This is a genomic window from Geothermobacter hydrogeniphilus (genome assembly GCF_002093115.1).
GTDB classification, from domain to species: Bacteria; Desulfobacterota; Desulfuromonadia; order Desulfuromonadales; family Geothermobacteraceae; genus Geothermobacter_A; species Geothermobacter_A hydrogeniphilus.
Map to the genome: position 1 here is coordinate 46,768 of NZ_NAAD01000009.1, position 23,032 is coordinate 69,799.

Annotated in this window: 26 protein-coding genes; 19 read left to right on the forward strand and 7 right to left on the reverse strand. The window is 60.4% G+C overall.

Features of this window, described 5'->3' with window-relative positions; all coding sequences use genetic code 11:
- Nucleotides 1-81: 81 nt before the first annotated feature.
- The 14 genes from cobC to B5V00_RS08525 all read left to right on the forward strand — a co-directional run bounded on the left by cobC (nt 82) and on the right by B5V00_RS08525 (nt 15,063).
- Nucleotides 82-684, forward strand: coding sequence for an alpha-ribazole phosphatase (gene cobC / locus B5V00_RS08460; RefSeq protein WP_085010346.1), 603 nt, complete (start codon nt 82-84; stop codon nt 682-684).
- Between the two features lie 243 nt (nt 685-927).
- Nucleotides 928-2,289 carry a cobyrinic acid a,c-diamide synthase CobB gene (locus tag B5V00_RS08465; protein WP_085010347.1) on the forward strand — a complete coding sequence of 454 codons (1,362 nt, stop codon included), beginning with the start codon at nt 928-930 and terminating at the stop codon, nt 2,287-2,289.
- Nucleotides 2,290-2,514: 225 nt separating this feature from the next.
- A complete protein-coding gene (gene thiC, locus B5V00_RS08470; RefSeq protein ID WP_085010348.1) occupies nt 2,515-3,822 on the forward strand; it encodes a phosphomethylpyrimidine synthase ThiC in 1,308 nt (435 codons plus the stop codon).
- Nucleotides 3,823-3,855: 33 nt separating this feature from the next.
- Nucleotides 3,856-4,248 carry a sirohydrochlorin chelatase gene (locus B5V00_RS08475; protein ID WP_085010349.1) on the forward strand — a complete coding sequence of 131 codons (393 nt, stop codon included), beginning with the start codon at nt 3,856-3,858 and terminating at the stop codon, nt 4,246-4,248.
- A 4-nt stretch (nt 4,249-4,252) separates the two neighbouring features.
- On the forward strand, nt 4,253-4,882 hold the full coding sequence (locus B5V00_RS08480; RefSeq protein WP_085010350.1) for a precorrin-8X methylmutase: 630 nt from the start codon (nt 4,253-4,255) through the stop codon (nt 4,880-4,882).
- A 3-nt stretch (nt 4,883-4,885) separates the two neighbouring features.
- On the forward strand, nt 4,886-5,968 hold the full coding sequence (gene cbiD / locus B5V00_RS08485; RefSeq protein ID WP_085010351.1) for a cobalt-precorrin-5B (C(1))-methyltransferase CbiD: 1,083 nt from the start codon (nt 4,886-4,888) through the stop codon (nt 5,966-5,968).
- A 53-nt stretch (nt 5,969-6,021) separates the two neighbouring features.
- On the forward strand, nt 6,022-7,233 hold the full coding sequence (gene cbiE, locus B5V00_RS08490) for a precorrin-6y C5,15-methyltransferase (decarboxylating) subunit CbiE (RefSeq protein WP_085010416.1): 1,212 nt from the start codon (nt 6,022-6,024) through the stop codon (nt 7,231-7,233).
- Nucleotides 7,234-7,268: 35 nt separating this feature from the next.
- Nucleotides 7,269-8,078, forward strand: coding sequence for a precorrin-4 C(11)-methyltransferase (gene cobM, locus B5V00_RS08495; protein WP_085010352.1), 810 nt, complete (start codon nt 7,269-7,271; stop codon nt 8,076-8,078).
- A gap of 110 nt (nt 8,079-8,188) precedes the next feature.
- A complete protein-coding gene (locus B5V00_RS08500; RefSeq protein ID WP_085010353.1) occupies nt 8,189-9,241 on the forward strand; it encodes a cobalt-precorrin 5A hydrolase in 1,053 nt (350 codons plus the stop codon).
- Nucleotides 9,242-9,434: 193 nt separating this feature from the next.
- On the forward strand, nt 9,435-11,750 hold the full coding sequence (locus B5V00_RS08505) for a cobyric acid synthase (RefSeq protein ID WP_085010354.1): 2,316 nt from the start codon (nt 9,435-9,437) through the stop codon (nt 11,748-11,750).
- Nucleotides 11,747-12,685, forward strand: a complete 939-nt coding sequence (gene cbiB / locus B5V00_RS08510; protein ID WP_085010355.1) for an adenosylcobinamide-phosphate synthase CbiB — start codon at nt 11,747-11,749, stop codon at nt 12,683-12,685. The genes B5V00_RS08505 and cbiB overlap by 4 nt, the downstream gene beginning before the upstream one ends.
- Nucleotides 12,670-13,761, forward strand: a complete 1,092-nt coding sequence (gene cobD, locus B5V00_RS08515; RefSeq protein WP_085010356.1) for a threonine-phosphate decarboxylase CobD — start codon at nt 12,670-12,672, stop codon at nt 13,759-13,761. The genes cbiB and cobD overlap by 16 nt, the downstream gene beginning before the upstream one ends.
- A complete protein-coding gene (locus B5V00_RS08520) occupies nt 13,758-14,135 on the forward strand; it encodes a DUF423 domain-containing protein (protein WP_085010357.1) in 378 nt (125 codons plus the stop codon). Before cobD ends, B5V00_RS08520 begins: the two co-directional genes overlap by 4 nt.
- Nucleotides 14,136-14,160: 25 nt before the next feature.
- Nucleotides 14,161-15,063, forward strand: coding sequence for a lysophospholipid acyltransferase family protein (locus tag B5V00_RS08525; RefSeq protein WP_085010358.1), 903 nt, complete (start codon nt 14,161-14,163; stop codon nt 15,061-15,063).
- A gap of 25 nt (nt 15,064-15,088) precedes the next feature.
- Here B5V00_RS08525 and B5V00_RS08530 read toward each other — a convergent pair whose 3' ends face one another.
- From B5V00_RS08530 to B5V00_RS08540, 3 genes are all read right to left on the reverse strand, one after another.
- Nucleotides 15,089-15,412, reverse strand: a complete 324-nt coding sequence (locus B5V00_RS08530) for an AzlD domain-containing protein (protein ID WP_085010359.1) — start codon at nt 15,410-15,412, stop codon at nt 15,089-15,091.
- Entirely contained in the window at nt 15,409-16,140 is a 732-nt protein-coding gene (locus tag B5V00_RS08535) for an AzlC family ABC transporter permease (RefSeq protein WP_085010360.1), read from the reverse strand. The genes B5V00_RS08530 and B5V00_RS08535 overlap by 4 nt, the downstream gene beginning before the upstream one ends.
- A gap of 200 nt (nt 16,141-16,340) precedes the next feature.
- Entirely contained in the window at nt 16,341-16,562 is a 222-nt protein-coding gene (locus B5V00_RS08540) for a helix-turn-helix domain-containing protein (protein WP_085010361.1), read from the reverse strand.
- A 206-nt stretch (nt 16,563-16,768) separates the two neighbouring features.
- Between B5V00_RS08540 and B5V00_RS08545 the strand changes: the two genes are divergently transcribed.
- The 4 genes from B5V00_RS08545 (at nt 16,769) to B5V00_RS08560 (ending at nt 19,589) form a co-directional block, all read left to right on the forward strand.
- Nucleotides 16,769-17,008, forward strand: coding sequence for a hypothetical protein (locus B5V00_RS08545; protein ID WP_085010362.1), 240 nt, complete (start codon nt 16,769-16,771; stop codon nt 17,006-17,008).
- Nucleotides 17,001-18,224, forward strand: coding sequence for an Arm DNA-binding domain-containing protein (locus B5V00_RS08550; RefSeq protein WP_085010363.1), 1,224 nt, complete (start codon nt 17,001-17,003; stop codon nt 18,222-18,224). Before B5V00_RS08545 ends, B5V00_RS08550 begins: the two co-directional genes overlap by 8 nt.
- Nucleotides 18,199-19,047, forward strand: coding sequence for an HD domain-containing protein (locus B5V00_RS08555; RefSeq protein WP_172399672.1), 849 nt, complete (start codon nt 18,199-18,201; stop codon nt 19,045-19,047). Before B5V00_RS08550 ends, B5V00_RS08555 begins: the two co-directional genes overlap by 26 nt.
- A 140-nt stretch (nt 19,048-19,187) precedes the next feature.
- On the forward strand, nt 19,188-19,589 hold the full coding sequence (locus B5V00_RS08560) for an antitoxin Xre/MbcA/ParS toxin-binding domain-containing protein (RefSeq protein ID WP_085010365.1): 402 nt from the start codon (nt 19,188-19,190) through the stop codon (nt 19,587-19,589).
- Nucleotides 19,590-19,621: 32 nt separating this feature from the next.
- Here B5V00_RS08560 and B5V00_RS08565 read toward each other — a convergent pair whose 3' ends face one another.
- A complete protein-coding gene (locus tag B5V00_RS08565; RefSeq protein WP_085010366.1) occupies nt 19,622-20,029 on the reverse strand; it encodes a DUF3232 domain-containing protein in 408 nt (135 codons plus the stop codon).
- 48 nt (nt 20,030-20,077) lie between these two features.
- Complete coding sequence (gene parS / locus B5V00_RS08570; RefSeq protein ID WP_085010367.1) at nt 20,078-20,494, reverse strand: type II RES/Xre toxin-antitoxin system antitoxin; 417 nt, start codon at nt 20,492-20,494, stop codon at nt 20,078-20,080.
- 316 nt (nt 20,495-20,810) lie between these two features.
- On the opposite strand from parS, the gene B5V00_RS16930 reads away from it, so the two are divergent.
- Entirely contained in the window at nt 20,811-21,194 is a 384-nt protein-coding gene (locus tag B5V00_RS16930) for a hypothetical protein (protein ID WP_139800709.1), read from the forward strand.
- A gap of 406 nt (nt 21,195-21,600) precedes the next feature.
- Here B5V00_RS16930 and B5V00_RS08575 read toward each other — a convergent pair whose 3' ends face one another.
- Nucleotides 21,601-21,987, reverse strand: a complete 387-nt coding sequence (locus B5V00_RS08575; protein WP_085010368.1) for a zinc finger Ran-binding domain-containing protein — start codon at nt 21,985-21,987, stop codon at nt 21,601-21,603.
- A 34-nt stretch (nt 21,988-22,021) separates the two neighbouring features.
- On the reverse strand, nt 22,022-23,020 hold the full coding sequence (locus B5V00_RS08580; protein ID WP_085010369.1) for a hypothetical protein: 999 nt from the start codon (nt 23,018-23,020) through the stop codon (nt 22,022-22,024).
- Between the last annotated feature and the right edge of the window lie 12 nt (nt 23,021-23,032).

Here is a 23,032-nt window from a genome sequence, read left to right on the forward strand (position 1 = left end):
CCTTATTCCACAGGACTTCGGGCGCCTTGCATTCGGACATTTTTGATCGGCCCGGGGGGCTTTGGAAAGAAGGGGATCGTGATGACTGAAAAGACGCGGATTTACCTGGTGCGGCACGGTGAGGTTGAGGGGCATGGCGTCCGGCGCTACAACGGTCAGAATGATGTGTCCCTGACGGCAAGGGGACAGGCCCAGTACGGGTTGCTGAAGGAGCGCCTGGCCGGGAAAAACCTGGCCGCAGTTTATAGCAGTGACTTGAGCCGCTGCCGGTTCGGCGCCGAACTGGTTGCCGCTGCACATGACTTGCGGCCGACCTGTTTCGAAGAGCTGCGGGAGCTGCATATCGGCAAATGGGAAGGGCTGACCTGGGACGAAATCCGCAGCCGCTGGCCGGACGAATGGCAGGCCCGGCTTGACGACCTGGTCCATTACCAGGTCGAAGGGGGCGAGAGCCTGCGGCAGATGGCGGACCGGGTTCGTCCTCTGCTCGCCGAATTGATCGAACACCATCGCGGTGAGGAAATCGTTATCGTCGCTCACGGCGGTGTCAACCGGGTGATCCTGCTCGACGCCATCGGCGCGCCGCTGGAAAGGATGTTCCACATCGAGCAGAGCTTCGGTTGCCTGAATGTCATCGATTACTGGGCCGATGGTTATGCCACAGTGCAGCTTTTGAACGGTTAAAAAAAGGTAGCCACCAAGCCACCAAGAGCACCAAGAAAATCTCAATAAAACCTGAATCAGTGAGTTTCTGTTTGATGGAGAGAGCAAGTGCTTGACCTGGATACGATTTTCAAAAATCTAAGGCGCACCCTTAGGTTCGCCGGTGATTTTTGGGAAGCGCAGGCAGGCCAATGAATTTTTCTTTAAGCATTTTGTCCTTGGTGTCCTTGGTGTCTTGGTGGCTCCAAAAAGGTTTCGATTGAAATGCTCTCACCCCTGATCATCGCCGCGCCGGCCAGCGGCAGCGGCAAGACCACCCTGACCCTCGGGTTGCTGGCGGCCCTGAAACGGCGCGGGCTTGAAGTCGCGCCCTTCAAGGTCGGGCCGGATTTCATCGATCCCGGCCATCACGCCGCCGCCTGCGGACGGGTCAGCCGCAACCTCGACGGCTGGATGTGCGGAGAACCGGCGGTGCGTTCAACGTTTGCCCGTGGCAGCGCCGGTACCGATCTCGCCGTCATCGAAGGGGTGATGGGACTGTTCGACGGCGCTTCGGGAGATTCGGATGAAGGGTCGACCGCCGAGATCGCCCGCTGGCTGGAGGGGAACATTCTGCTGCTGGTTGACGCCCGCTCCCAGGCGCGCAGCGCCGCCGCGCTGATCAAGGGATTTGTCGAATTCGATCCACGGCTGCGGTTTGCCGGGGTGGTTTTCAACCGTGTCGGCAGCGCCCGCCACGAGCAGCTGCTGCGCCAGGCTGTCGCCGCAACGCCGGGGCTGCCGCCGGTGGTCGGCTGCCTGCCGCGCGAGGGCGGTGTCGCCCTGCCGGAGCGCCACCTGGGGCTGGTGACGGCGGCGGAACAGGCTGCCGATTTTGTCGCCCTGGCGGACCTGGTTGAGAACCATCTTGATCTTGACAGGTTGCTCAGCGGGCTGCGGGAGACAAATGCCCCGGCACCGGTCTTCGGTCAATCCCTTCCTCATGGAGATGGGGTGGGGAGGAGGGGCCGTGTCCGCATCGGGGTGGCGCGTGATGCCGCTTTCTGCTTCTGTTACCCGGAGAACCTCGAGCTGCTCACGGCGGCCGGTGCCGAACTGGTTTTCTTCTCGCCGCTGGCCGACACGCTGCCGGAGGATCTTGCCGGCCTCTACCTCCCCGGCGGCTATCCGGAACTGTTCCTCGACCGGCTCGGGGACAATGGCGAACTGATCGGCCAACTGCGGACGGCAGCTGCAGCCGGGTTGCCGATCTACGCCGAATGCGGTGGGTTGCTGCTGCTCTGCGAAGGGTTGAACGATAAACCCTTGAGCGGCATTTTCCCGGCCCGGGCAAAGCTGCTTGGAAAGCGAAAATCCCTGGGTTATCGCGAAGTGACCTTTACGGCAGATACCCCGCTGGGGCCGGCGGGAACCGTTGCCCGCGGTCACGAGTTTCATTACTCTGCACTCGAGATGCCCGTCTCGGTGCCGCGTGTCTACGCCTTGCGCCGCAAGGGCGGTGCCGCGTCGGGGAGCGAAGGATTCAGCTGCAAAAATGTTCTCGCCAGCTATGTGCACCTGCATTTCGGCGGCAACCCGCAGCTGGCGGAGAATTTTGTGCGATTTTGTGAAAGAAAAAAACGTTAGCCACCAAGGCACCAAGAGCACCAAGAAGGGCAAAAGCCCCCAACGCGGAGGTGGAGAGAGGCAGAGGGGGAGAGAAAGCCAAAATCTTTTTTTTGGGGTTTAAAACCAAAAGCTGATTTTTGTTTTTCTCAGCGACCTCTCCACCTCAGCACCTCCCCGTTAAAAAAGGGTTTTCTTGGTGCACTTGGCGTCTTGGTGGCAGCATTAAAAGAGGAGGACGTTTCATTGGCAACCCAGATCGAATCGGCCCGCCAGGGCATCATCACCCCGCAGATGGCGGCGGTGGCGAAGAATGAAAATCTCGGCGAAGAATTCGTGCGTCAGATGGTCGCCGAGGGGAAGGTTGTCATTCCCAACAATACGATCCGTAACCCGCTTTCGGCCGGGATCGGCAAGGGGATGCGGACCAAGGTCAATGCTTCGATCGGCACCTCGTCCGACATCGTCGACTATGACGCCGAAATCCGCAAGGCGCTGGCCGCGCAGGAGGCCGGTGCCGATACCCTGATGGAACTCTCTGTCGGCGGTGACCTTGACCGGGTGCGGCGCGAGGTGATCGCCGCCGTCGACCTGCCGGTCGGCAACGTGCCGCTCTACCAGGCTTTCTGCGAGGCGGCGCGCAAATATGGCGACCCCAACAAGCTCGACGAGGAACTGCTCTTCGATCTGATCGAACAGCAGTGCGCCGACGGCCTGGCTTTCATGGCGATCCACTGCGGTATCAACCTCTACACCATCGAGCGGCTGCGCAGGCAGGGTTACCGTTACGGCGGCCTGGTCAGCAAGGGGGGGGTGTCGATGGTCGCCTGGATGATGAAGAACGGCCGCGAGAATCCGCTCTACGAGAAGTTCGACCGAGTCTGCGATATCCTCAAGAAGTATGACGTGGTCCTCTCCCTCGGCAACGGTCTGCGCGCCGGGGCGATCCACGACTCCAACGATCGGGCGATGGTCCAGGAACTGCTGATCAACTGCGAACTGGCCGAGCTGGGACGTGAGATGGGCTGCCAGATGCTGGTCGAGGGGCCGGGGCACGTGCCGTTGGACGAGGTCGAGGCCAATATCCGCCTGCAGAAGCGGATGAGCGGCGACGCTCCCTACTACATGCTCGGGCCGATTTCGACCGACGTCGCTCCCGGTTATGACCATATCACCGCCGCCATCGGCGCCGCTCAGTCGAGCCGTTACGGAGCCGATCTGATCTGTTACATCACTCCGGCCGAACACCTGGCGCTGCCCAACGAGCAGGATGTGGTCGAAGGGGTCAAGGCGGCCCGGGTCGCCGCCTACATCGGTGATATGAACAAGTACCCGGAAAGAGGCCGCGAGCGCGACAAACAGATGAGCAAGGCACGCCGCGACCTGGACTGGGAAAAACAGTTCGAACTGGCACTCTTCCCCGCGGACGCCCGCGCCATCCGCGCCAGCCGCACCCCGGAGGATGAGGACACCTGCACCATGTGCGGCGACTTCTGCGCTTCGCGCGGCGCCGGGGAGCTGTTCCGGAAGGATCTGAAGGGCGACAAGGTTTAACCTGAACTCCTGATTCAGGCTGAAAGGACCGACATGAAAACAGCTGTTCTGCTGATCAGCCATGGTTCGCGCGTTGCCGGGGCGGACGGGGATCTGGCCCGGATCGCCGACATGGTGCAGGAGATGAGCGGCGCCGAAATCGTCGAGGTCGCCTTTCGGGAGAGGCAGCAGCCCGATATCCAGGCCGGAATCGATGCCTGTGTGGCCCGCGGGGCGCAGCGTATCCTGCTCTCTCCCTATTTTCTCTTTGCCGGGTCTCATGTGCTGCGTGATCTGCCGGACGAAATGGCGCGGGCCGGGCGGCGGCACCGGGGCTTGGAGATGGTCCTCGGCAGGCCGCTCGGTATCGATCGGCGGTTGGCCGAAGTGGTCTGCACCCGCATCGGTGAAACCCTCGCGGACAGCGGCTGGGAGTTAAAGGAATGAATCCATGAGTGAATCCATCATCCGCGACCCGCTGGAGATTGAACGCCGCAGTTTCAGGACCATTGACGCCGAGGTCGGCCCGCATCCGTTTGATGAACAGCAGTGGCCGGTGGTGCGTCGGGTGATTCATACCACCGCGGATTTCGATTTCGCCGGGACCACGTGCTTCGCCCCCGGTGTGATTGACAGTGCTGTCGCGGCCCTGCGTCGGGGAGCGAAGGTCCTCTCTGATACCAACATGGTGCTGGCCGGAGTCAACAAGACCCGCCTGGCAAAGCTGGGCGGCAGCATCGCCTGTCACGTCGCCGATGCGGAGGTGGCGGAACGGGCCCGGGAACAGGGCGTGACCCGCTCGATCCTCGCCCTGCGCAAGGGGGTGGTTGAAGGGGCGAAAATCTTCCTGATCGGTAACGCGCCGACCGCCCTCTTCGAGCTGTTGCGTCTGGCTGACGCCGGTGAAGTCGCGCCGGCGCTGGTGGTCGGTGTGCCGGTCGGGTTTGTCGGTGCCGAGGAATCGAAGGAGGCGTTGTTCGCTTCCCGGTTGCCCTGCATCGTCTGTCGCGGTCGTAAGGGCGGTTCAGCGATCGCCGCGGCGATTTTCAACCAGCTGCTGATCCTGGCGGCGGGTGACTGACGCGTGGCCCGGTCCCTGCGCCACGGCTACACCACCGGCGCCTGTGCCGCTGCCGCGACGCTCGCCGCCGCGCGCCTGCTGGCGGGTGAGCGGGTGGCGCAGGTCGCGCTTGAACTGCCGGTCGGGGAACGGGCCGTTTTTCCCGTTCACGGCTGCCGGGTCGACGGTGCCCGGGCCCGCTGTTTCGTGATCAAGGATGCCGGGGATGATCCCGACGTCACGCACGGGGTCGAGGTCCACGCCCGGGTTGAGTCCTCTTCTCCCCCTTCCTCCGGAGACGCGGGGCGGGAGGAGGGAGAGGTTGTCATCCTCGGTGGCGAGGGTATCGGCACCGTGACCAAACCGGGCCTGGCGGTCGCGGTCGGAGAGCCGGCCATCAACCCGGTGCCGCGGCGGATGATCCGCGAGGCGCTGCGCTCGGTCTTTCCCTCGGGGAGCTTTCGGGTCACCATCGCCATTCCCGACGGTGAGCAGCGGGCCGCGAAAACGCTCAATGCCCGGCTGGGGATTTGCGGCGGGCTGTCGATTCTCGGCACCACCGGTATCGTCCGGCCGATTTCGCATCAGGCCTGGACCGACACCCTCGACGTTGCTCTTGATGTCGCCCTGGCCGTCGGTTGTCGGCGGGTTGTCGCCTGTACCGGTCGCAGCAGCGAGAAGGTTGCGCAACGGGAATATCCACTGCTGGCGGAGGAGGCTTTTGTCATGATGGGGGATCATGTCGGCCACCTGGCCGGTGCCTGCCGTCGAAAAGGCGTGCCGAACCTGGTGGTCGCGGCCCAGTTCGCCAAGTTGGTGAAGGTCGCCTGCGGGCATCCGCAGACCCATGTTCACAGTTCGCGGCTTGACCTGCGGAAATTGGCCGACTGGGCGCGTTCGACAGGGTTGACGACGGAAGCCTCCGAAACAATCGTCGCCGCCAACACTGCCCGCGAAGTCTTCCTGACCCTCGGAGCGGCGCATCCGCTGGTGGCCGAAGTGGCGCGTCGGGCCGTTAAACAGTTGCGGAACTGGGCGCCAGGGGTAACAATAGAGATTCTGCTGGTCGGTTACGATGGTGCGGTGGCAGGAAGATACGGCGAGTGATTTCAGGGAGTAACCTCATTCCGGTTTTTCGGACTTTTTCCAGTGAGGGCAGCATGAACAAAATTTACGTGGTGGGTGCGGGGGTTGCCGGGCAGGAAGGCTTCAGTCGCCATGCCCTGGATCTGATCGAGGCGGCCGATCTGCTGATCGGCGGGGAGCGTCAGCTGAATCTTTTCCCAGAGTTCAAGGGGGAAAAGCTGGCAATCGACAGCAACCTTCCGGACATGGTCGAACGTCTGCGAACCCGCAGGGGCCGGCCGGTGGTGCTTGCTTCGGGGGATCCCCTCTTTTTCGGCATCGGTCGCTACCTGTTGCGCAACCTGCCCGGGGAGGAATTCGAGTTCGTGCCCAACGTCTCCTCCATCCAGTACGCTTTTGCCAAGATCCGCCAGCCCTGGGATGACGCGGTTTTTCTCTCCACCCATGGACGCCCGCTGGCGCCGGCGGTTGATCGGATCGTTGCCAATGACAAGGCGGCGCTGCTGACCGATGAGATCAACACCCCGGCTGCCATTGCCCGCGAGTTGATTGATCGCGGCCGCGAAGGCTATGCCGCGTGGCTGTGCGAGAATCTCGGTTGTGCCGATGAACGCATCGTCGAAACTGACGTGCGTGGTCTGCTCGATATCGACGCGGCGCCGCTGAACGTGTTGATCCTGGTCAAGCAGTTCGAAGGGGAGGGCAAGGACAGCGGTTCCTGGCTCGGGATCCCCGACGACGAGTTCGCGACCGTCAAAAAGCTGATTACCAAGGAGGAGGTGCGGGTCGTCACCCTCGCCAAGCTGCGCCTGCGCCAGGATATGATCCTCTGGGATATCGGTGCCGGTTCCGGTTCGATCAGTATCGAGGCCGACCACCTGCTGCCCAACGGCAAAATCTTCGCCGTCGAGCGCAATCCCGAGTGCCGTGACTTCATCAAGCAGAACCTGCAGAAATTCCACACCCGCAACGTCAACCTGGTGGAGGGAGATGCTCCCGCCTGTCTCGACGACCTGCCCGATCCTGACCGGGTTTTCATCGGCGGCAGCGGCGGTCACCTCTGGGATATCCTCACCATCGCTGATAAGCGTCTGCCGGCCGACGGACGCATCGTTCTCAATGCCATCACTCTCGATACCCTGACCGCGGCCAATGAGTTTTTCGCCAATGCCGGTTACGAGGTCGAGGTGACCACCATCAACGTCGCCCGGACCCGTCCGCTGACCGCCTACAAGATGTTCGAGGCCTATAACCCGGTCTACATCCTGGCGGCCGTCAAGCAGTAGCAGGGAACCTGCGGCGGCAGGGTTCATAAATCATCATGTCCGAATGTCATCCCATCCTCTTCGTCGGTGCCGGTCCCGGGGATCCCGAGCTGATCACCGTCAAGGGACTCAAAGCCCTGCGCCGGGCCGAAGTCGTGGTCCACGCCGGATCGCTGGTCAATCCGGCCCTGCTTTCCGAGTGTCCTGCAGGCTGTGAGATCCATGACAGTGCGCCCCTGACCCTGCAGCAGACCCACACCCTGCTGGTCGCCGGGGCCCGGGCCGGCAAGCGGGTGGTGCGGCTGCACACTGGCGATCCGGCTCTCTACGGGGCGATCCAGGAGCAGATGGAGCTGCTCGATGCCGAGGGGCTTGACTACCGGGTTGTTCCCGGAGTGACGGCCGCTTTTGCCGCCGCCGCGGCTCTGAAACAGGAGCTGACCCTGCCGGAGATTTCCCAGACCCTGGTCCTCTCCCGCGCCGCGGGCCGTACCCCGGTGCCGGAAGCGGAAAAGCTCTCCCGCCTGGCCGCCAATGGCGGCACCCTCTGTCTCTACCTCTCGGTGGGCATGATGGACAAGGTGGTGGCCGCACTGCTGGCCGGCGGCGTTTTCACCGCCCGGACCCCGGCTGCCGTGGTCTACCGCGCCAGCTGGCCGGATGAAAAGATTGTCAGCGGCACCCTGGCCGATATCACGGGCAAGGTTGCCGAGGCCGGTATCCGTCGCCAGGCGCTGATCCTGGTCGGCGAAGCACTCGGCGCCCGGGAGCGGGGAGTGGAAAAGAAATCGAAGTTGTACGATGCGCAGTTCGCGCATGGATATAGGACGCCCAAAGGCGGCGAAGGGCGAAAGGCCAAAGGCTAAGGGCTGGAGGCTGACGCATCTCCTTTGGCCTTTGACCCTTAGCCTTTAGCCGCTGTTCAAGCAAAGGCATTTCCCCTGGCCTTTCGCCCTTCGCCGATTTTCAAAAAATCATGACCCTCGCCATTATCGCCATAACCCCCGGCGGCGCCGCACTTGCCCGCCGGCTGCAGGAGGAAGCCGAAGGCGCCGAGTTGTGGCTGCCGGAGAAGCTGCGCAGTGAAGAACCGGCCAGCTACTTCGACCGGCCTCTTTCGGTGTTGATGCCGGAACTGTTCGCTCGTGTCGACGGCCTGGTCTGCATCATGGCTGCCGGCATTGTGGTGCGGCTGCTGGCACCGCAGCTGCGCGGCAAGCAGCATGACCCGGCGGTGGTGGTGGTCGACGAGGCGGGGCGTTTCGCCATCAGCCTGCTTTCCGGCCACCTCGGCGGAGCCAATGAACTGGCGCGGGAGGTGGCCGATATCCTTGGCGGTCAGGCGGTGATCACCACCGCCACCGACGTCAATCATCTGCCGGCCTGGGACACGGTGGCCCGCCGACTGGACCTGAAGGTCGAACCGGTTGAACGGCTCAAGCTGCTCAACGGCCTGCTGCTGCAGGCGGGGCGTATTGTCCTGGCAGATCCGCAACGGCTGGTCAGTGACGCGTTTGTCGCCGTACCCGGAGTCGAGGTCACCCGAAGCTTCGCTGCCGCCCTGCAGTCGCGGGCAGAGGGACTGGTCTTCGTCACCAGTCGTCACCTGCCGCACCTGGACCGGCGGAAAAACCTGCTGGTGTTGCGACCGCGCTGTTACGCGGTCGGTGTCGGCTGCAACCGGGGGACCGATGCTGATGAAATCGAAACGGCTGTCCGCGACGAGATGGAGAAGGCCTTTCTCTCACCGGGGAGCATTTCCTGCCTGGCCAGCATCGATGCCAAGCAGGATGAAGGGGGGCTGCTCGATGCCGCCGCGCGGTTCGGGGTGTCGCTGAAATTTTTCAGCAAGGAGCAGCTCAACGTCGTTGCCGTTCCGAGCAAGCCCTCCGAATACGCCCTGCAGGCGGTCGGCGCCGGGGGGGTCTGCGAACCGGCCGCCATTCTTGCCGCGAAGGGCGGCAGGCTGCTGGTGAAAAAGAAGAAAAACGGCAACGTGACCGTGGCGGTGGCGGAGATCAATGCCTGAAAATAAATCACATGGAGGCGCCGGGGGGAATAAAGAACCTCGAAGGCAAACGGCCGCAGATAAAATCTGATTTACGCTGATTTAAGATCCTAACCCCAGTCTTTATGGGTTTAATCATGCCTTTTCAGCGTTAATCAGCGGCCAATTTAGATTTAGCTTTTCTCCGTGTCTCCGTGGTAGGAAATCGTTTTTTATGACCAACAAACTCTACATCGTCGGGCTCGGACCCGGTGACAGCGAACAGATGACCCCGGCGGCGCGGGCGGCGCTCGAACGGGCCGAGGTTGTCACCGGCTACAACACCTACCTGGAACTGATCCCCGATCTGGTTGCCGGCAAGGAAACCTTTTCCACCGGCATGCGCCAGGAGACCGAGCGTTGTCGCGAGGCGCTCAGGCGGGCGGCGGGCGGGGCGACGGTGGCGCTGGTCTGCTCCGGCGATGCCGGTATCTACGGCATGGCCGGGCTGGTTCTGGAGTTGCAGCAGGCCGAAGGACCGGAACAGGTCGCGATCGAGATCGTGCCCGGCATTTCCGCGGTGCAGGCGGCAGCGGCCCGGCTCGGGGCGCCGCTGATGCACGATTTCGCCGTCATCTCCCTCTCCAACCTGCTGACCGACTGGTCGGCCATCGTTCGGCGGCTGGAAGCGGCCGCCGCCGCCGATTTTGTCATCGCCCTCTACAATCCGAAGAGCCGCGGGCGGGTGAGCCAGATCGAGCAGGCGCGACAGATCCTGCTCGCGCACCGCGATCCCGCCACCCCGGTCGGCATCGTCCGCAACGCCTGCCGTGAGGGTGAGACGGTAACGGTCAGTGACCTCGCTTCTTTTACCGATGAAACCATCGACATGTTTTCACTGGTGATCATCGGCAATCCCGCGACCTTCGTTGATCGGCGAGGGCGGATGGTGACGCCGCGAGGCTATCGCCTCAGGCGGGAGGCCAGAGGCGGGAGGCCAGAGGAAACCCCTGTGTCCGGCTGCGGGAGCCCAACGCCCGCCTTGTTTGTTGCCGGGACCGGATCGGATGTCGGCAAGAGCGTTATTGCCGCCGGGTTTTGTCGCCTGTTGGTGCGCCGGGGGCTGACGGTGGCACCGTTCAAGGCGCAGAACATGGCCAACAACTCGGCGGTGTGTGCCGACGGCGGCGAGATCGGTCGGGCCCAGGCGCTGCAGGCGGCGGCCTGCCGCGTCGAGCCGACGGTTGACATGAACCCGGTGCTGCTCAAGCCTAATTCCGAAACCGGCGCCCAGGTCATTGTCCAGGGACGTCCGGTCGGCAACATGTCGGTGCGGGAGTACCATGCTTTCAGGGAGAGCGCCTGGCGGGCGGTCTGTGATTCCTATCGGCGCCTGGCGCGGCAGGTCGACCTGGTGGTGATGGAAGGTGCCGGCAGCATTGCCGAGATCAACCTGCGCGGGCAGGATATCACCAACCTGGCGGCGGCGCGGATGGCCGGGGCCAAGGTCGTGCTGGTGGCCGACATCGATCGCGGCGGGGTTTTTGCGGCTATCCTCGGGACCCTGCAGCTGCTGACGAAAGAGGAGCGTGAGCTGATTGCCGGGGTGGTGATCAACAAGTTCCGTGGCGACGTCGGGCTGCTGAAGTCCGGGATCGACGAGATCGAGTGCCGCACCGGGGTGCCGGTGCTGGGTGTCATCCCCTGGTTGCGTCTGCAGCTTCCGGAGGAGGATTCGCTGGCGCTGGAGCGACCGGGGAATGTCTTCGACGCCGGGATCAGAATCGGCGTGGTGCAGTTGCCGCGCATCTCCAATTTTACGGATTTTGCTCCCTTCGAGACTGTCGCCGGCGTCAGCCTGTGCTACGTCGAACGGCCGGAGCAGGTCGCCGGTCTCGATCTGCTGATCCTGCCCGGGACCAAGAGCACGCTCGCCGATCTTGACTGGTTGCGGCAACAGGGGCTGGCCGAGGCGATTCTCAGCTATCACGCCGAAGGTGGACGCCTGATCGGTATCTGCGGCGGCCTGCAGATGCTCGGCGAGCGGGTCCGTGATCCGCTGGGGGTTGAAGGTCCTCCCGATGAAGCACCGGGGCTCGGACTGCTCGATATCGAGACCACCCTGCAGACCGAGAAACAGACGCACCGGGTTGAAGCGGAATTCCTGCCGGCGGCGGCCGCTGCCGGTTTCACCGGTTTTGATCGGGTGCGGGGCTACGAAATTCACGCCGGTGCGTCGAGTCGCGGAATCCTCTGTCGGCCGTTGCTGCGGCTGATGTCCCGTTCCGGTGCTGACAGTGCCCGGCTTGACGGGGCTGTTTCCGCCGACGGCCGGGTCTGGGGCAGTTACCTGCACGGTCTGTTCGACGATCAACGCGTCCTGCATGCGGTTCTGGCCCCCCTGACATCCGGCAGGCCGCTTCCTTCCGGGCCGTCCGCCCGGCAGCGTCTCGACAGTGAACTGGACCGGTTGGCCGATCATCTCGCCGCCCATCTCGACCTGGAGCGGCTGTGCCGCCGGTGTGGGTTGGAAAGGATGCCGGCTTCATGATCTGGACGATTCCCGCATCTTTCCTGCTTGACCTGCTGCTCGGAGACCCGCATGGCTGGCCGCATCCGGTCATCGGCATCGGCCGGTTCATCAAGCGGGTTGAGACGGTCCTTGCCTCCCTGATCGATCATCGGCGCCTGGCGGGATGCCTGCTGGCTCTCGTGACCGTGCTGGTGACCGGTCTGGTGACCTGGGCGGTCATTCACCTGGCCGGTCTGCTCCATTCCCTGGTCGGGCTGGCGGTGACCGTCTGGCTCGGTTACACGACCCTGGCGCTGCGGTCGCTGCATCTTGAAAGCCGACAGGTGGTACGCTACCTGGAGCAGGGACGGATTTCCGAGGCGCGGCGCGCCCTGTCACTGATCGTCGGTCGTGAAACCAGTCAGCTCGATGAAGAGCAGATCCTGCGCGCCTGTATCGAGACGGTCGCGGAAAATACCTCGGACGGCGTGATCGGTCCGCTCTTTTACCTTTTCCTCGGCGGTCCGGTGGCGGCAATGATGTACAAGGCGGCCTCGACGCTTGACTCCATGGTCGGTTACACCGACGACCGCTACCGGGAGATGGGCTGGGCCTCGGCTCGCCTCGACGATCTGCTCAACCTGGTTCCGGCGCGGCTGACCGGGCTGTTGATGGTCCTCGCCAGCTTTCCTCTCGGGCTCAATCCCTGGGCGGCGTTGACCACCATGTTGCGCGATGCGCGGAAAACCAGCAGCCCCAACGCCGGTTTTCCCGAGTCCGCCGTAGCCGGCGCTCTCGGTGTGCGGCTCGGCGGGCCGGCCACCTATTTCGGCGAAACCGTGCAGAAACCGACCCTCGGTGATGCCGACCGGCGGATCGATATCGGCTGCTACCGGGCGACCATCCGGCTGATGTATCTGACGGCCCTGCTCGGGCTGATTCTTGGTATGGTGGTGGTATGGCCCCTTTACTGAACCAGGCTGCCCATGGCGGCGACGTCTTTGCCGCTGCCGCCGAGCTGGGTTGTGATCCGGAGCAGATCCTCGATTTTTCCGCTTCGATCAATCCCCTCGGTCCTCCGGAAACGGTTCTTGCCGCGGCGCGACAGGCCTTGTCGAGTTGCCAGTTCTACCCCGAACTGGTGGCTGACTCACTGCGGGCTGCTCTCGCCCGATATCATCGTCTGCCGGAAGACTGTCTGCTTCCCGGGGCCGGGTCGACCGAGTTGCTCTATCTCTGGCCGCGGGTCTTCAGGCCGCGGCGGGCTCTGCAGATCGTGCCCGCTTTCAGTGAATATCTGCGTGCCCTCGATCAGGTTGATTGTGAAGTCGAACGGCTGCCGTGGCTGCCGGGAGAACCTTTCCCGACAACGGACCTGCCGCGGGCGGTGGGGGACTGTGAACTGCTTGTTTTCGCCAATCCGGGCAACCCGGCCGGCGGCCTGGTCAGACGGCGGGATCTGCTGGCAACCCTTGATCTGCTGCCGGATGATCTGCCGGTTCTGGTTGATGAAGCGTTCATCGACTTCGTTCCCGGGGAGTCGCTTATCGATCAGGTCGTGGAACGATCCAACCTTTATGTGCTGCGGTCGATGACCAAGTTCTATGCCATTCCGGGGCTGCGGGTCGGCTACCTGGCCGGACCGGCCGACGGGATCACGCGACTGCTGGGTGAGAAAGAGCCCTGGACCCTGTCGACCCCGGCGCTGGCAGCCGCGTTGGCCTGCCTGGACGAAGACGATTTTGCCCGCGCCTCGATTGCGGCGATCAGTGCCTGGCGCGACGAGATGGGCGAGGAACTGTCCCGTCTCGGCCTGGAGGTCTTTCCGGGGGCGGCCAATTACCTGCTGGTGCGCCTGCGGGCAGGCGGGAGCAGTGCTTTTGATGTTTCCGCCGGGCTCCGGCGGCAGGGGATACTGGTGAGGGATTGCGGCAATTTTGACGGTCTCGGCGGGGATGTCCTGCGGCTGGCGGTGCGTCGTCCCGAGGAAAACCGCCGACTCATTGCCGAACTGCAGCGCCTGCTTGACAACCACGGGAGGGAAGAATGAAACTTTGGCAGGGGTTCTTGTTGCTCGGCGCGCTTAACGGGTTTCTCGGCGTTGCCCTTGGCGCCTTCGGCGCGCACGGCCTGGAGGGCAGGTTGACGCCGCACCTGATGGATGTTTGGAACAAGGCGGTTCACTATCAGCAGATCCATGCCCTGGCCCTCGTGTTGGTGGCCATTCTCCTGCAGGGCGGAATGACCGGCACAGGCATCCGCTGGTCCGGCTGGTGTTTCCTGCTGGGCATCCTGCTTTTTTCCGGCAGCCTCTATATACTGGCCCTGTCGGGGGTCAAGCCCCTTGGAGCGGTAACCCCGTTCGGCGGGGTCAGCTTCCTGCTCGGCTGGGCGATGCTCGCCCGGGCCGCGCTGCAGTCCTGAACCTGCGGAACGATCGAAATTAATCATGGATACAGTCGTCTACTACAGTCTTCGGTCCCTCGCCCGTCTGTTCTACCTGTTTCCCGAAAGCTGGAGTCTGCGGCTGGGAGAACTGCTCGGTTTCCTGGCCGGAAGGCTGGTTCCGAAGCGGATGGCCCTCTGTCGCGCGAACCTCCGTCGGGCGGGGCTGGATGAAGCTCTCTCCGGTGCGGTTTTCCGCTTTCTCGGACGTAACCTGGTGGCGATTCTGCGGCTCGCCTGCAGTGATCCCGGACGCGATGCCGACAAGGTCATCGTGGAAGGTTTTGAATCCTACCTCGCTGCCCGTAAACGCTGTGGGAGGGTGATTCTGATCACGGCTCATCTCGGCAATTGGGAAAAACTGGCCCGTCTGCAGCGTCTGCGCAGCGGTCATCCCCTGCAGGTTGTCGGCCGCAGTCTCGATCAGCGCGGTGCCGACCGTTTCCTGCGGGAACTCCGGCAGCGGGGCGGTTTCACCGTGCTGGAGAAAAGTCGTGGGGTGCGGGCGATGCTCAAGGTCCTGCGCCAGGGGAATGACCTTGGCCTCCTGATTGATCAGCGGGTCGCCCCCCACATGGGGATCTGGGTGCCCTTTTTCGGCGCCCCGGTTTCCGCCGTGCCGGTGGTCTCTCTATTGGCCAAGGCCAGCGGCGCCGCCATCGTACCGGTTTTCACCGGCATCGATGCGGCGGGGCAGGAGCGCATTCATTATCTGCCCGAGCTGGTGCAGACGGGTGACGAAGTGGCCGAGACGGAAGAGCTGAATCGTCTCATCGAAACCTATATCCGCCGCTATCCGGAGCAGTGGTTCTGGTTGCACAACCGTTGGCGTGAAAAGGATCTGGATCAGCTTGACAGCAAAGGGCGGCGGGCTGTCGAGGCGTGCGCGGCCGAAGGGGTTGAATGAACTCACTGACCCAGGTCAGCCTGAATCAGAACAATTTTTCCGCCAGCCAGAACAGCCCCATGCCGACCAGCACGGTGCCGCCGAGAGACTGGCTGCGGACGGCAAACAGGAAGGTCGGAACGGCCACCCAGAACTCCGGTCGCAACAGGTTGAAGCTGTTGCTGTGACTGTCGATCAGCAGTGACGGTGCCAGCAGTGCGGCGAGAATGGCGACCGGGATCAGCTCCAGCCAGTCCACCAGCCAGCGCGGCAGTTGTCGCTGAGAAAGCAGCAGCAGCGGCAGCAGCCGCGGCAGGTAGGTGACCGCTCCCATGCCGAGCAGCAACAGCAGGTAGGTCGAAAAGCTCATCCTTTCGCCTCCCTCTGTCGTCGGACCCGGCGTCGCACCAGGTAGCCGCCGGTCGCCGCCAGGATGGCCGCTCCGACGATGTAGGAATCCCCCGGAATCAGCAGTTTCCAGATTACGGCCAGCCCGGCCGCCAGTCCCCCCGTAAAGACATAGGCCCGGCCGTGCAGCTGCAGTACCAGCAGGGCGATGAACATCCCCGGCAGGGCGAAGTCGATGCCGAAGGCGCCGGGTGGGATCAGGCTGCCGACCAGGCTGCCGAGGATGGTCGCCAGGATCCAGGTGCTGTTGGCGGCATGGTGGACCACCAGCGCCCGCCAGCGATCCCAGTTTCCTGCGCGGAAGCGGGTCATGTTGACGCCGAAACTCTCGTCGGTGATGCCGTAGGCGAAGAGGATGAGAAAACTGCGCCTGACGCCGCGCAGCGGGATGGCAAGAGCGCTGCTCATCAGGAAATGCCGGAAATTGACCACCAGGGTGGTGAGGATGATGGCTGTTGCCGAGGCCCCGCCGTCAAGCATCGCCACGGCGATGAACTGGGCGCTGCCGGCGAACACCAGCACCGACATCAGACCGATCCAGGCCGGTCCGAGTCCGGCCTGCTGACCGAGGACGCCGAGCGCCATGCCGATGGGAAAATAACCGAGACAGATCGGCCAGGCGGCGGCGAGGCCGTCGCGGAGAACTCCGGAACGGCCTTCGTGGGTTTGGTTGTACTGGGTTGATGTCATGTAAGTTGCAAGAATTAAAAGGCTTTATCCGGGTTGCGGGTGGCGGCGGATCACTTTGAAGTGGAGTTTTTTTTCGAAAAATTCCAACCTGTCATTTTCGTGCCTGTGCCCATCTGGTGCCCACGCGGTGCCCGTCAGTTTCTTCCTTCCTCATGAATTGCCGCCTGGCCAACTTGGGCACCTTTCAAATATCAATTCCATCAATCCTCAACGTATTCGATCAGGTCTGCCACGGAGCATTTGAAATAACGGCACAGCTTTTCGAGATTCGCTGTAGTTGTATCCGTTGAACGGTGGTTGGCAAGGCGTGACAGGGTGGAAATGTGAATACCGGTAATTGCCGATATTTCACTGAGACTTATCCGTCGACCTTCCGCCGTTTCCTTGTCAGCAATCAGGCGTTTCAGGTGAATTTTCAGCATCGCGATCTCCCTCCATTTTGTTCAATGTATCGTATGTCGGCGTCCCTGTCATCAAAATGATGTCTCTCTCGCCTTGTTTTTTATTTCAAGTCAAAAAAAGGGCAGTATGGAATTTTTTTTGAAAATAAATCAAAAAAAGTCTTGACCGATCGGTTTTTTGAAATATAATCAAAAGCAAAGATCCGCAGTCAATAAAGGAGGTCGCCATGGAACAGAAAACCTACCTCACCACCGAGCAGTTGGCCGAGAAACTCTGTTACGACGCACGCTATATCCGGACCAGCCTGAAAGACTCCATTTTTATTGAGGGCGTTCACTACATCCGGTTTTTCGGTCGGCGGAGAGTCTATTACATCTGGGAAGCGATCGAGCGGGACATGGTGAAGGCATCCATGGAAGAAGGACTGGCGATCCCCATGGCGAACGGCAGGGTTTGTCATGGGTAGCCTCAGGCAGAGGAATGGTCTGCTCTTTTTCGATTTCCGCTACCAGGGCGTTCGTTGCCGGGAACAGACAACACTTCCTGATACACCCGGCAATCGCAGAAAGCTAGAGCCGATCCTCGCCCGTATCGAGCAGTCCATAAAGCTGGGGACCTTCAAATATGCTGATTTTTTTCCGGGTTCCCCGCGGGCCGAAGTTTTTCGTGATGATCCCGCAGTTGACAAGCGCAGGACGGTTTTGGACAACTCTCCGGCAGGGCTGCAAGGCAGAGATATCCCGAATTTCAAAACATTCGCGTTGACCTGGTATGAGGAAAACGAAATTCGCTGGCGGCGGTCGTATCGGAAAATGATGCTGCGAACGATGGAACTCCATCTTTATCCCCGGTTTGGCGAATATCAGGTCAATGAGATCGACCGGAGCATGATCCTGAAATTCAGGAGCTGGCTTGGCAGAGAACAGCCGGACGGCAAGGTGCTTTCGCCAGTGCGGATCAACCACATCATGACCCCGTTGAAAATGATTTTGAGCGAAGCGAGTGAACGGTTCGGGTTCTCCAACCCGGCAGTAAACATCAAGGCTCTCAAGGTTCCAAGAAGCGATGTTCATCCATTCTCGCTCGATGAGGTCAAGCTCTTTCTGGCAAACGTGAGGGCCGATTTTCGCGACTACTATACGGTCAGGTTCTTTACGGGGTTGAGAACAGGGGAAATCGATGGACTGCAATGGAAATATGTCGACTTCGACAACCGGTTGATTCTGGTTCGCGAGACCATCGTTGACGGTGTCCTGGATATTACAAAAACGCCGGGGTCGGTGCGGGAGGTCTGGATGTCGACCCCGGTTTTCGAAGCTCTCAAGAATCAGTTCCAGGCTACGGGAAAGGCGAATCGTTTTGTTTTCTGCAATCGGAAAGGTAATCCGTTGAGACATCGGGACATTACCAAACGGGTCTGGTATCCGACTCTGGCAAGGCTTGGCCTTGAACGGAGAACCCCTTACCAGACAAGGCATACGGCAGCAACTCTCTGGCTCGGGGCCGGTGAGAATCCTGAGTGGATCGCCAAGCAGATGGGACATGCCACGACGCATATGCTGTTCACGGTCTACTCGCGATTCGTGCCCAACCTGACCCGGAAAGACGGATCGGCTTTTGAGCGATTGATGATTTCGGCTATGAAAGGGGATGACGATGCAACAGATTCGAGAGCTTGTTGAACGGGGCAGGGGGTTGGTTCAGGGGCTGTACCGCCTGCGGAACCCTGAATGGCGAACGACCCGTCAGGGGCGTACTTACCTCGCTATGGAACTGGAGGACATGAGCGGGCGGATTCCGGCTTATGGCTGGAATTTCGAGGCGGGTCAGAAAGGGTTTCCCACTGACCTGGCCTGTGTCAATGTGACCGGAATCCTGCGACGCCGCAGGGATGGTGTTGCCATGGATGTCAACCATATCGAAACCGTTCTTGATCGCCTTGGGGACGTGGTGCGCCTGATCCCCGAGAGTTTCTGTCCCACCCCTTGGCGCCTTTTCTATCTCGATGCCTGGGTGGCTCGATTGAGCATTCCGGCCCTGCGGCAGTTCGTTCTGAATGTTCTGGGTGATGACAGCCTTGCCTTCTTGTTTGTCTCGGTCCCTGCGAGTTTGAAGCATCATCACAACCACCCCAGTGGACTGCTTCAACACAGTCTGGAATGTGTGCAGCTGGTTTCCCACTTCCGGCAGTTTTCCCGTGAACAGCTGGAGCTGGGCATGGTGGCGGCCCTGTTCCACGATATCGGCAAAGTGCTGACCCTGACCCGCGAGATGCAGCGCACCAGCCTTGGTCGTACCGTCGATCACGACAAGCTGACCCTGGAGGTGCTGGCACCGCATCTGCAATGGCTTGACCGCCAGTGGCCGCAGGCTGGTACCGACCTGCGCTACCTGCTCACCTGGGGCAAGGGGAGGGGAGACGGGACGATTCCCCGGCTGACCGTGGCCGAGGCGGTGCGGACCGCGGACCGGATCAGTGCCGGGCTGGATGTCAAGGGAGCCTAGCATGCAGCCTGTGATCAACAAGGGCGCCCATTGAGCAGGCGCCCTTGTTTTCTAGCAGCTTGACGATGTCGCACCTGGGATTGTTCCCGTCTGAACTTCCGGATAAAATCTACAGAATGCTGAGCCTCTGAGAGGACGCCATGCCTGACTGCCATTCTGCTTTGCCCGACATCGACCTGCATGACGTTGAAAGCCGGTGCCGTCTGGCCAAGATGATCATGCGCCTGTTCGACCACTGGCGGCTGCCGGTGAGAGATCAGGCCGTGTTGCTGGGACTTTCACCGAAAAGCGGGACGACGATCGCCCGCTACCGTGCCGGACGCCCCTTTGCCGACCGGCAGGATCTGCTCGGACGCGCGGGACACTTGCTGGGGATTCACCAGGCACTGCGCAGTATTTTTCCGCACAATATCGAGTTGGCTTACCGGTGGGTGTCGCAACCGAATAAGCAGTTCGGCAATACTGCACCGATCGAGATCATGAAACAGGGGTACGAAGGGCTGCTCAGAATACGGCGCCATCTCGAACTCGAAGCACCGTAATTCCTTCCCGATATTTTCACCTGTTCAACGTCCTAACGCTTGCGGTCCCGGTAGATGGCCATGAGCATTGCTCCGGCCCAGTCCGCGACGGCCTCCGGGTCCTTGATGGCCTCTTCCGGCCCGTCGAACAGGCCGCCAGACGGTGCGGCCGCGAAATGCCTGCGCAGATAATCATTGAAGATGCGCAGGTCGCTCGTCAGGGTTTCGAGGGTGATGGTTCGCTGCTTTTCCAGTTCTTCCCTCATGTCTTGTCCGGGGTTTCCACTATGGTCTCGGGGAATTCCCAGTCGCGTCTCTGCTGCCACCGTATAGAAAAAGTGGTGTTGGACCGAGTCGAGGAGTTTCTCCAGCAGATGGAGGGGCACCTCGTCCCGGGAGACGAGGCGGGTGATGAGGTCGAGCCTGGCCGGCAGGCTGATGGAGGCAATGGAAGATGTCATGATGGCGATGACTGTGTCTGGCTGCTGGGGGGAGGGATGCGATCCGACTCAGCTGTAGACGCCGTGCTCGATCCGTCCCAGTTCATCCAGAACCGCCCTGATGCCGAAGGGCGTGTCGAGCAGGTTGAGCGGGGTCTGGCCGCGCAGCGCAGGGCAGGGACGTTTCAGCCAGGTTCGTGCTCTGGACTGGTCGGAAAAGACGTCCTCGGCACGGCTGATCACATCTGCCAGTTGCAGCACCCGGACCGAAAGTGATTTGTCCAATAGCTTGTTGGCTTTTTGGCGCTGCAGATCCCGGTCCGAGATCGACAGGAGCTCGGCCAACTCTGCCAATGGAATCTGCAGGGCACTTGCCAGATAGCCGAGTGTTTTTCCAGACAGGCCCTTCCGGGAGGATGCGACCAGCTCCGGCCAACCCTTTTCCAGCCTTTTCATGCCAGGAATCTCAGCAGGATCTTCGGCCATGATCGATCTCCTCCGACAACGCCAGTCGGCTGTGGATGCCCAGCCGAATCCGTGATGGTGCGTCGTTCAGTGCTTTTTCCGCTCCTGTCGCTCCACGATCTTGTCGTGGATAATGACAAAGACGCCAAAGGCGACCAGCACTAAGCCGGCAATGACCATGTAGCCCATAATCTCCTCCTCTCAAAGGATACTGCTCTGATTCCATACCCGCAAGAGAGCCAAGTTTATGTGCTATCGATACTGAGCATGCCAGAAGATTGTCTCCGTCTCGACTTCTGGATAGAATTTACAGACGCTGAGCTCTTGAGAGGTCGCTATGTCCGACTGCTATTTTGCTTTGCTCAACATTGACCAGAACAATATCAAACGTCGGCGCCGTTTGGTCAAGATGATCATGCGCCTGTTCGACCAAGGGGGGATGCCGACGAGAGAGCCGGCCGCGCTGCCAGGACTTTCACCAAAAAGCGGTACGACAAACGTCCGCTATCGTGCAGGACGACCTTTTGCCGACAGGAAGGATCTGCTCGGACGCATGGGGCACTTGTTGGGAGTTCACCAGTCGCTACGCAGGAGTTTCCCGCACGATATTGAGCTGGCCTACAGGTGGATTCGCAACGGAACAAGCGGTTCGACGGCATTGCCCACTCGAGGTTATGAAGAGAGGCTACGAAGGGTTGCTGGCCATTCGGTGCTACCTTGAGTTCGATTCCCCGTGACGGGGTTTTGCATCTCGGCCGTAGACTCGACGGTTTTTTTGCCTTGCAGGGTCCAGCACGAGACCGATAGAAGATCGGCCATTTCCTTCAGGGAGACATCCAGAGCCTTGGCCAGGTTGTTGATCGGTTTTACGGGCAACCCTTTTCTTGCTGTATTGATCAGGCCCGGCAATGTACATCCAATGCTTTGCGCCCCGAGGATTTCAGCCAGTCTCACCCCCATGGTCAATTTTGTCGTGGATGATAATGGCAATAGTGAACGTCAGGAAGAGCACCCGCAATGAATCGTGATATCCATATAATATACTCCATTGTTTTACTATATTGAGTGTGTTAGGTAAAAGTAATGGACTCCATTTTTTGTTGATTTAATTGTTTTACAATGACTGTTTATTTGGAAATATTAGTATGATTAATTTTTTTTGGAGTTCCGCAAAAGTCGCAGACAGTATCTTTTCTATAGTTATTTATTCCACATTTATGACATGACCAGTATTTGGATCTTGTTTGTTTAAATGATAACAATGTATTTGACTTAAAATTATTTTTTAAATATATGACAATGAAAATAATTGATGTTACAAATGGATGTAAGGTTGCGCCAATCATTGCTCTTGCTTGATAGGTGTCATCTCCGAGAATAAGTCCTGTGATTAATCCAAATATGAATCCACTAAATATTCCAGAAAGTAGACTAAATAAAATTCCAGCAAAAAAAGAATTGAATTTTGAATAAATGAATTTTGCTAAAAAATAGTCAACAATAATAGCAAACATGGTAAATTCTCTCCTTCATTTCAGTGATTGATCTTCAGTTTTTTTTCCGCACCAAGAGGCCCCTGTATTCTAGGTTCCTTGTCTCCAGTTCGTATTCAATTGCCAGCAATTCGGCCCTTCTGATCCATCCCAGCGTACAACCATCAATTCTATAGAAACCAGATGCGAAGAACAGGTTGTGACGCTTTTCCCCTCCCTGGTCTTGTGCGAACACTTCGAGTTCCGGAGCCGTGGGTGTTTCGATGATAAGGGCATGGTCCACCACTTCCCAGCTCGGGTTGCCCATCTCAATGCCGATCCAGCCGTAATCACCGCTAGCAATCGTCGAAGCGCTCCAAGAAGAGTTGTACGAGCGCCACTTGCGGCCATATTTCTCGACGATCCGGGCAAATTCCCGATCCCGGGAATCGGACGATGATTCGAACTGTTCCAGGACGGAGACCACCCGCCCCTCCAGAACCGTTCGCAAAAACCGCAACAGATCAGTGTGCGTGGTGTCGTGCCGGTCTGCCGAGTGATAGATATCCAGCCAGAGATGGAGCAGACTTCGCAGCTGGTTGCCGGTCGGTCGCGGAGTCGTGTCCAGCCGCGAAGTCAACGCCTTCGGGTACTTGCTGCTCCAGGCGGGGCGGGGATAGTCCACTCCGAAAGAGTCGGGGAGCCCTTGCGACTTCCGGGTGATGATCGGCCTGGCATTGGCGAGGACTCTTCTGGTCTGTGCGGCACACTCTTCCGGCGACATCGGTGGTTGCCGTGCAATGGCCTCACGGATTTTTCTCGACAATTCCATAGCCTCTCTGGATCTTCCTTTCTGCCTGACCACATCCTGTTTTTCATCAGGTTGCGGAACATCACGTGCCGACAAGGACGCATCCCCGTCCGTCTTTTCGTTCTGCCCGAACTGCTCCCTGATTTCCTGCCGAAGCTGTTCACGCCAGTTCCCCTCAGGTAACCGGGATGGGGCGGGCCTGGTGCGGCGTCCGTTGAAAACAATCAGGGTGCCTTTGCTGCCACCGTTCTTTTTTTCAGCCATGGGGCCTCCTCC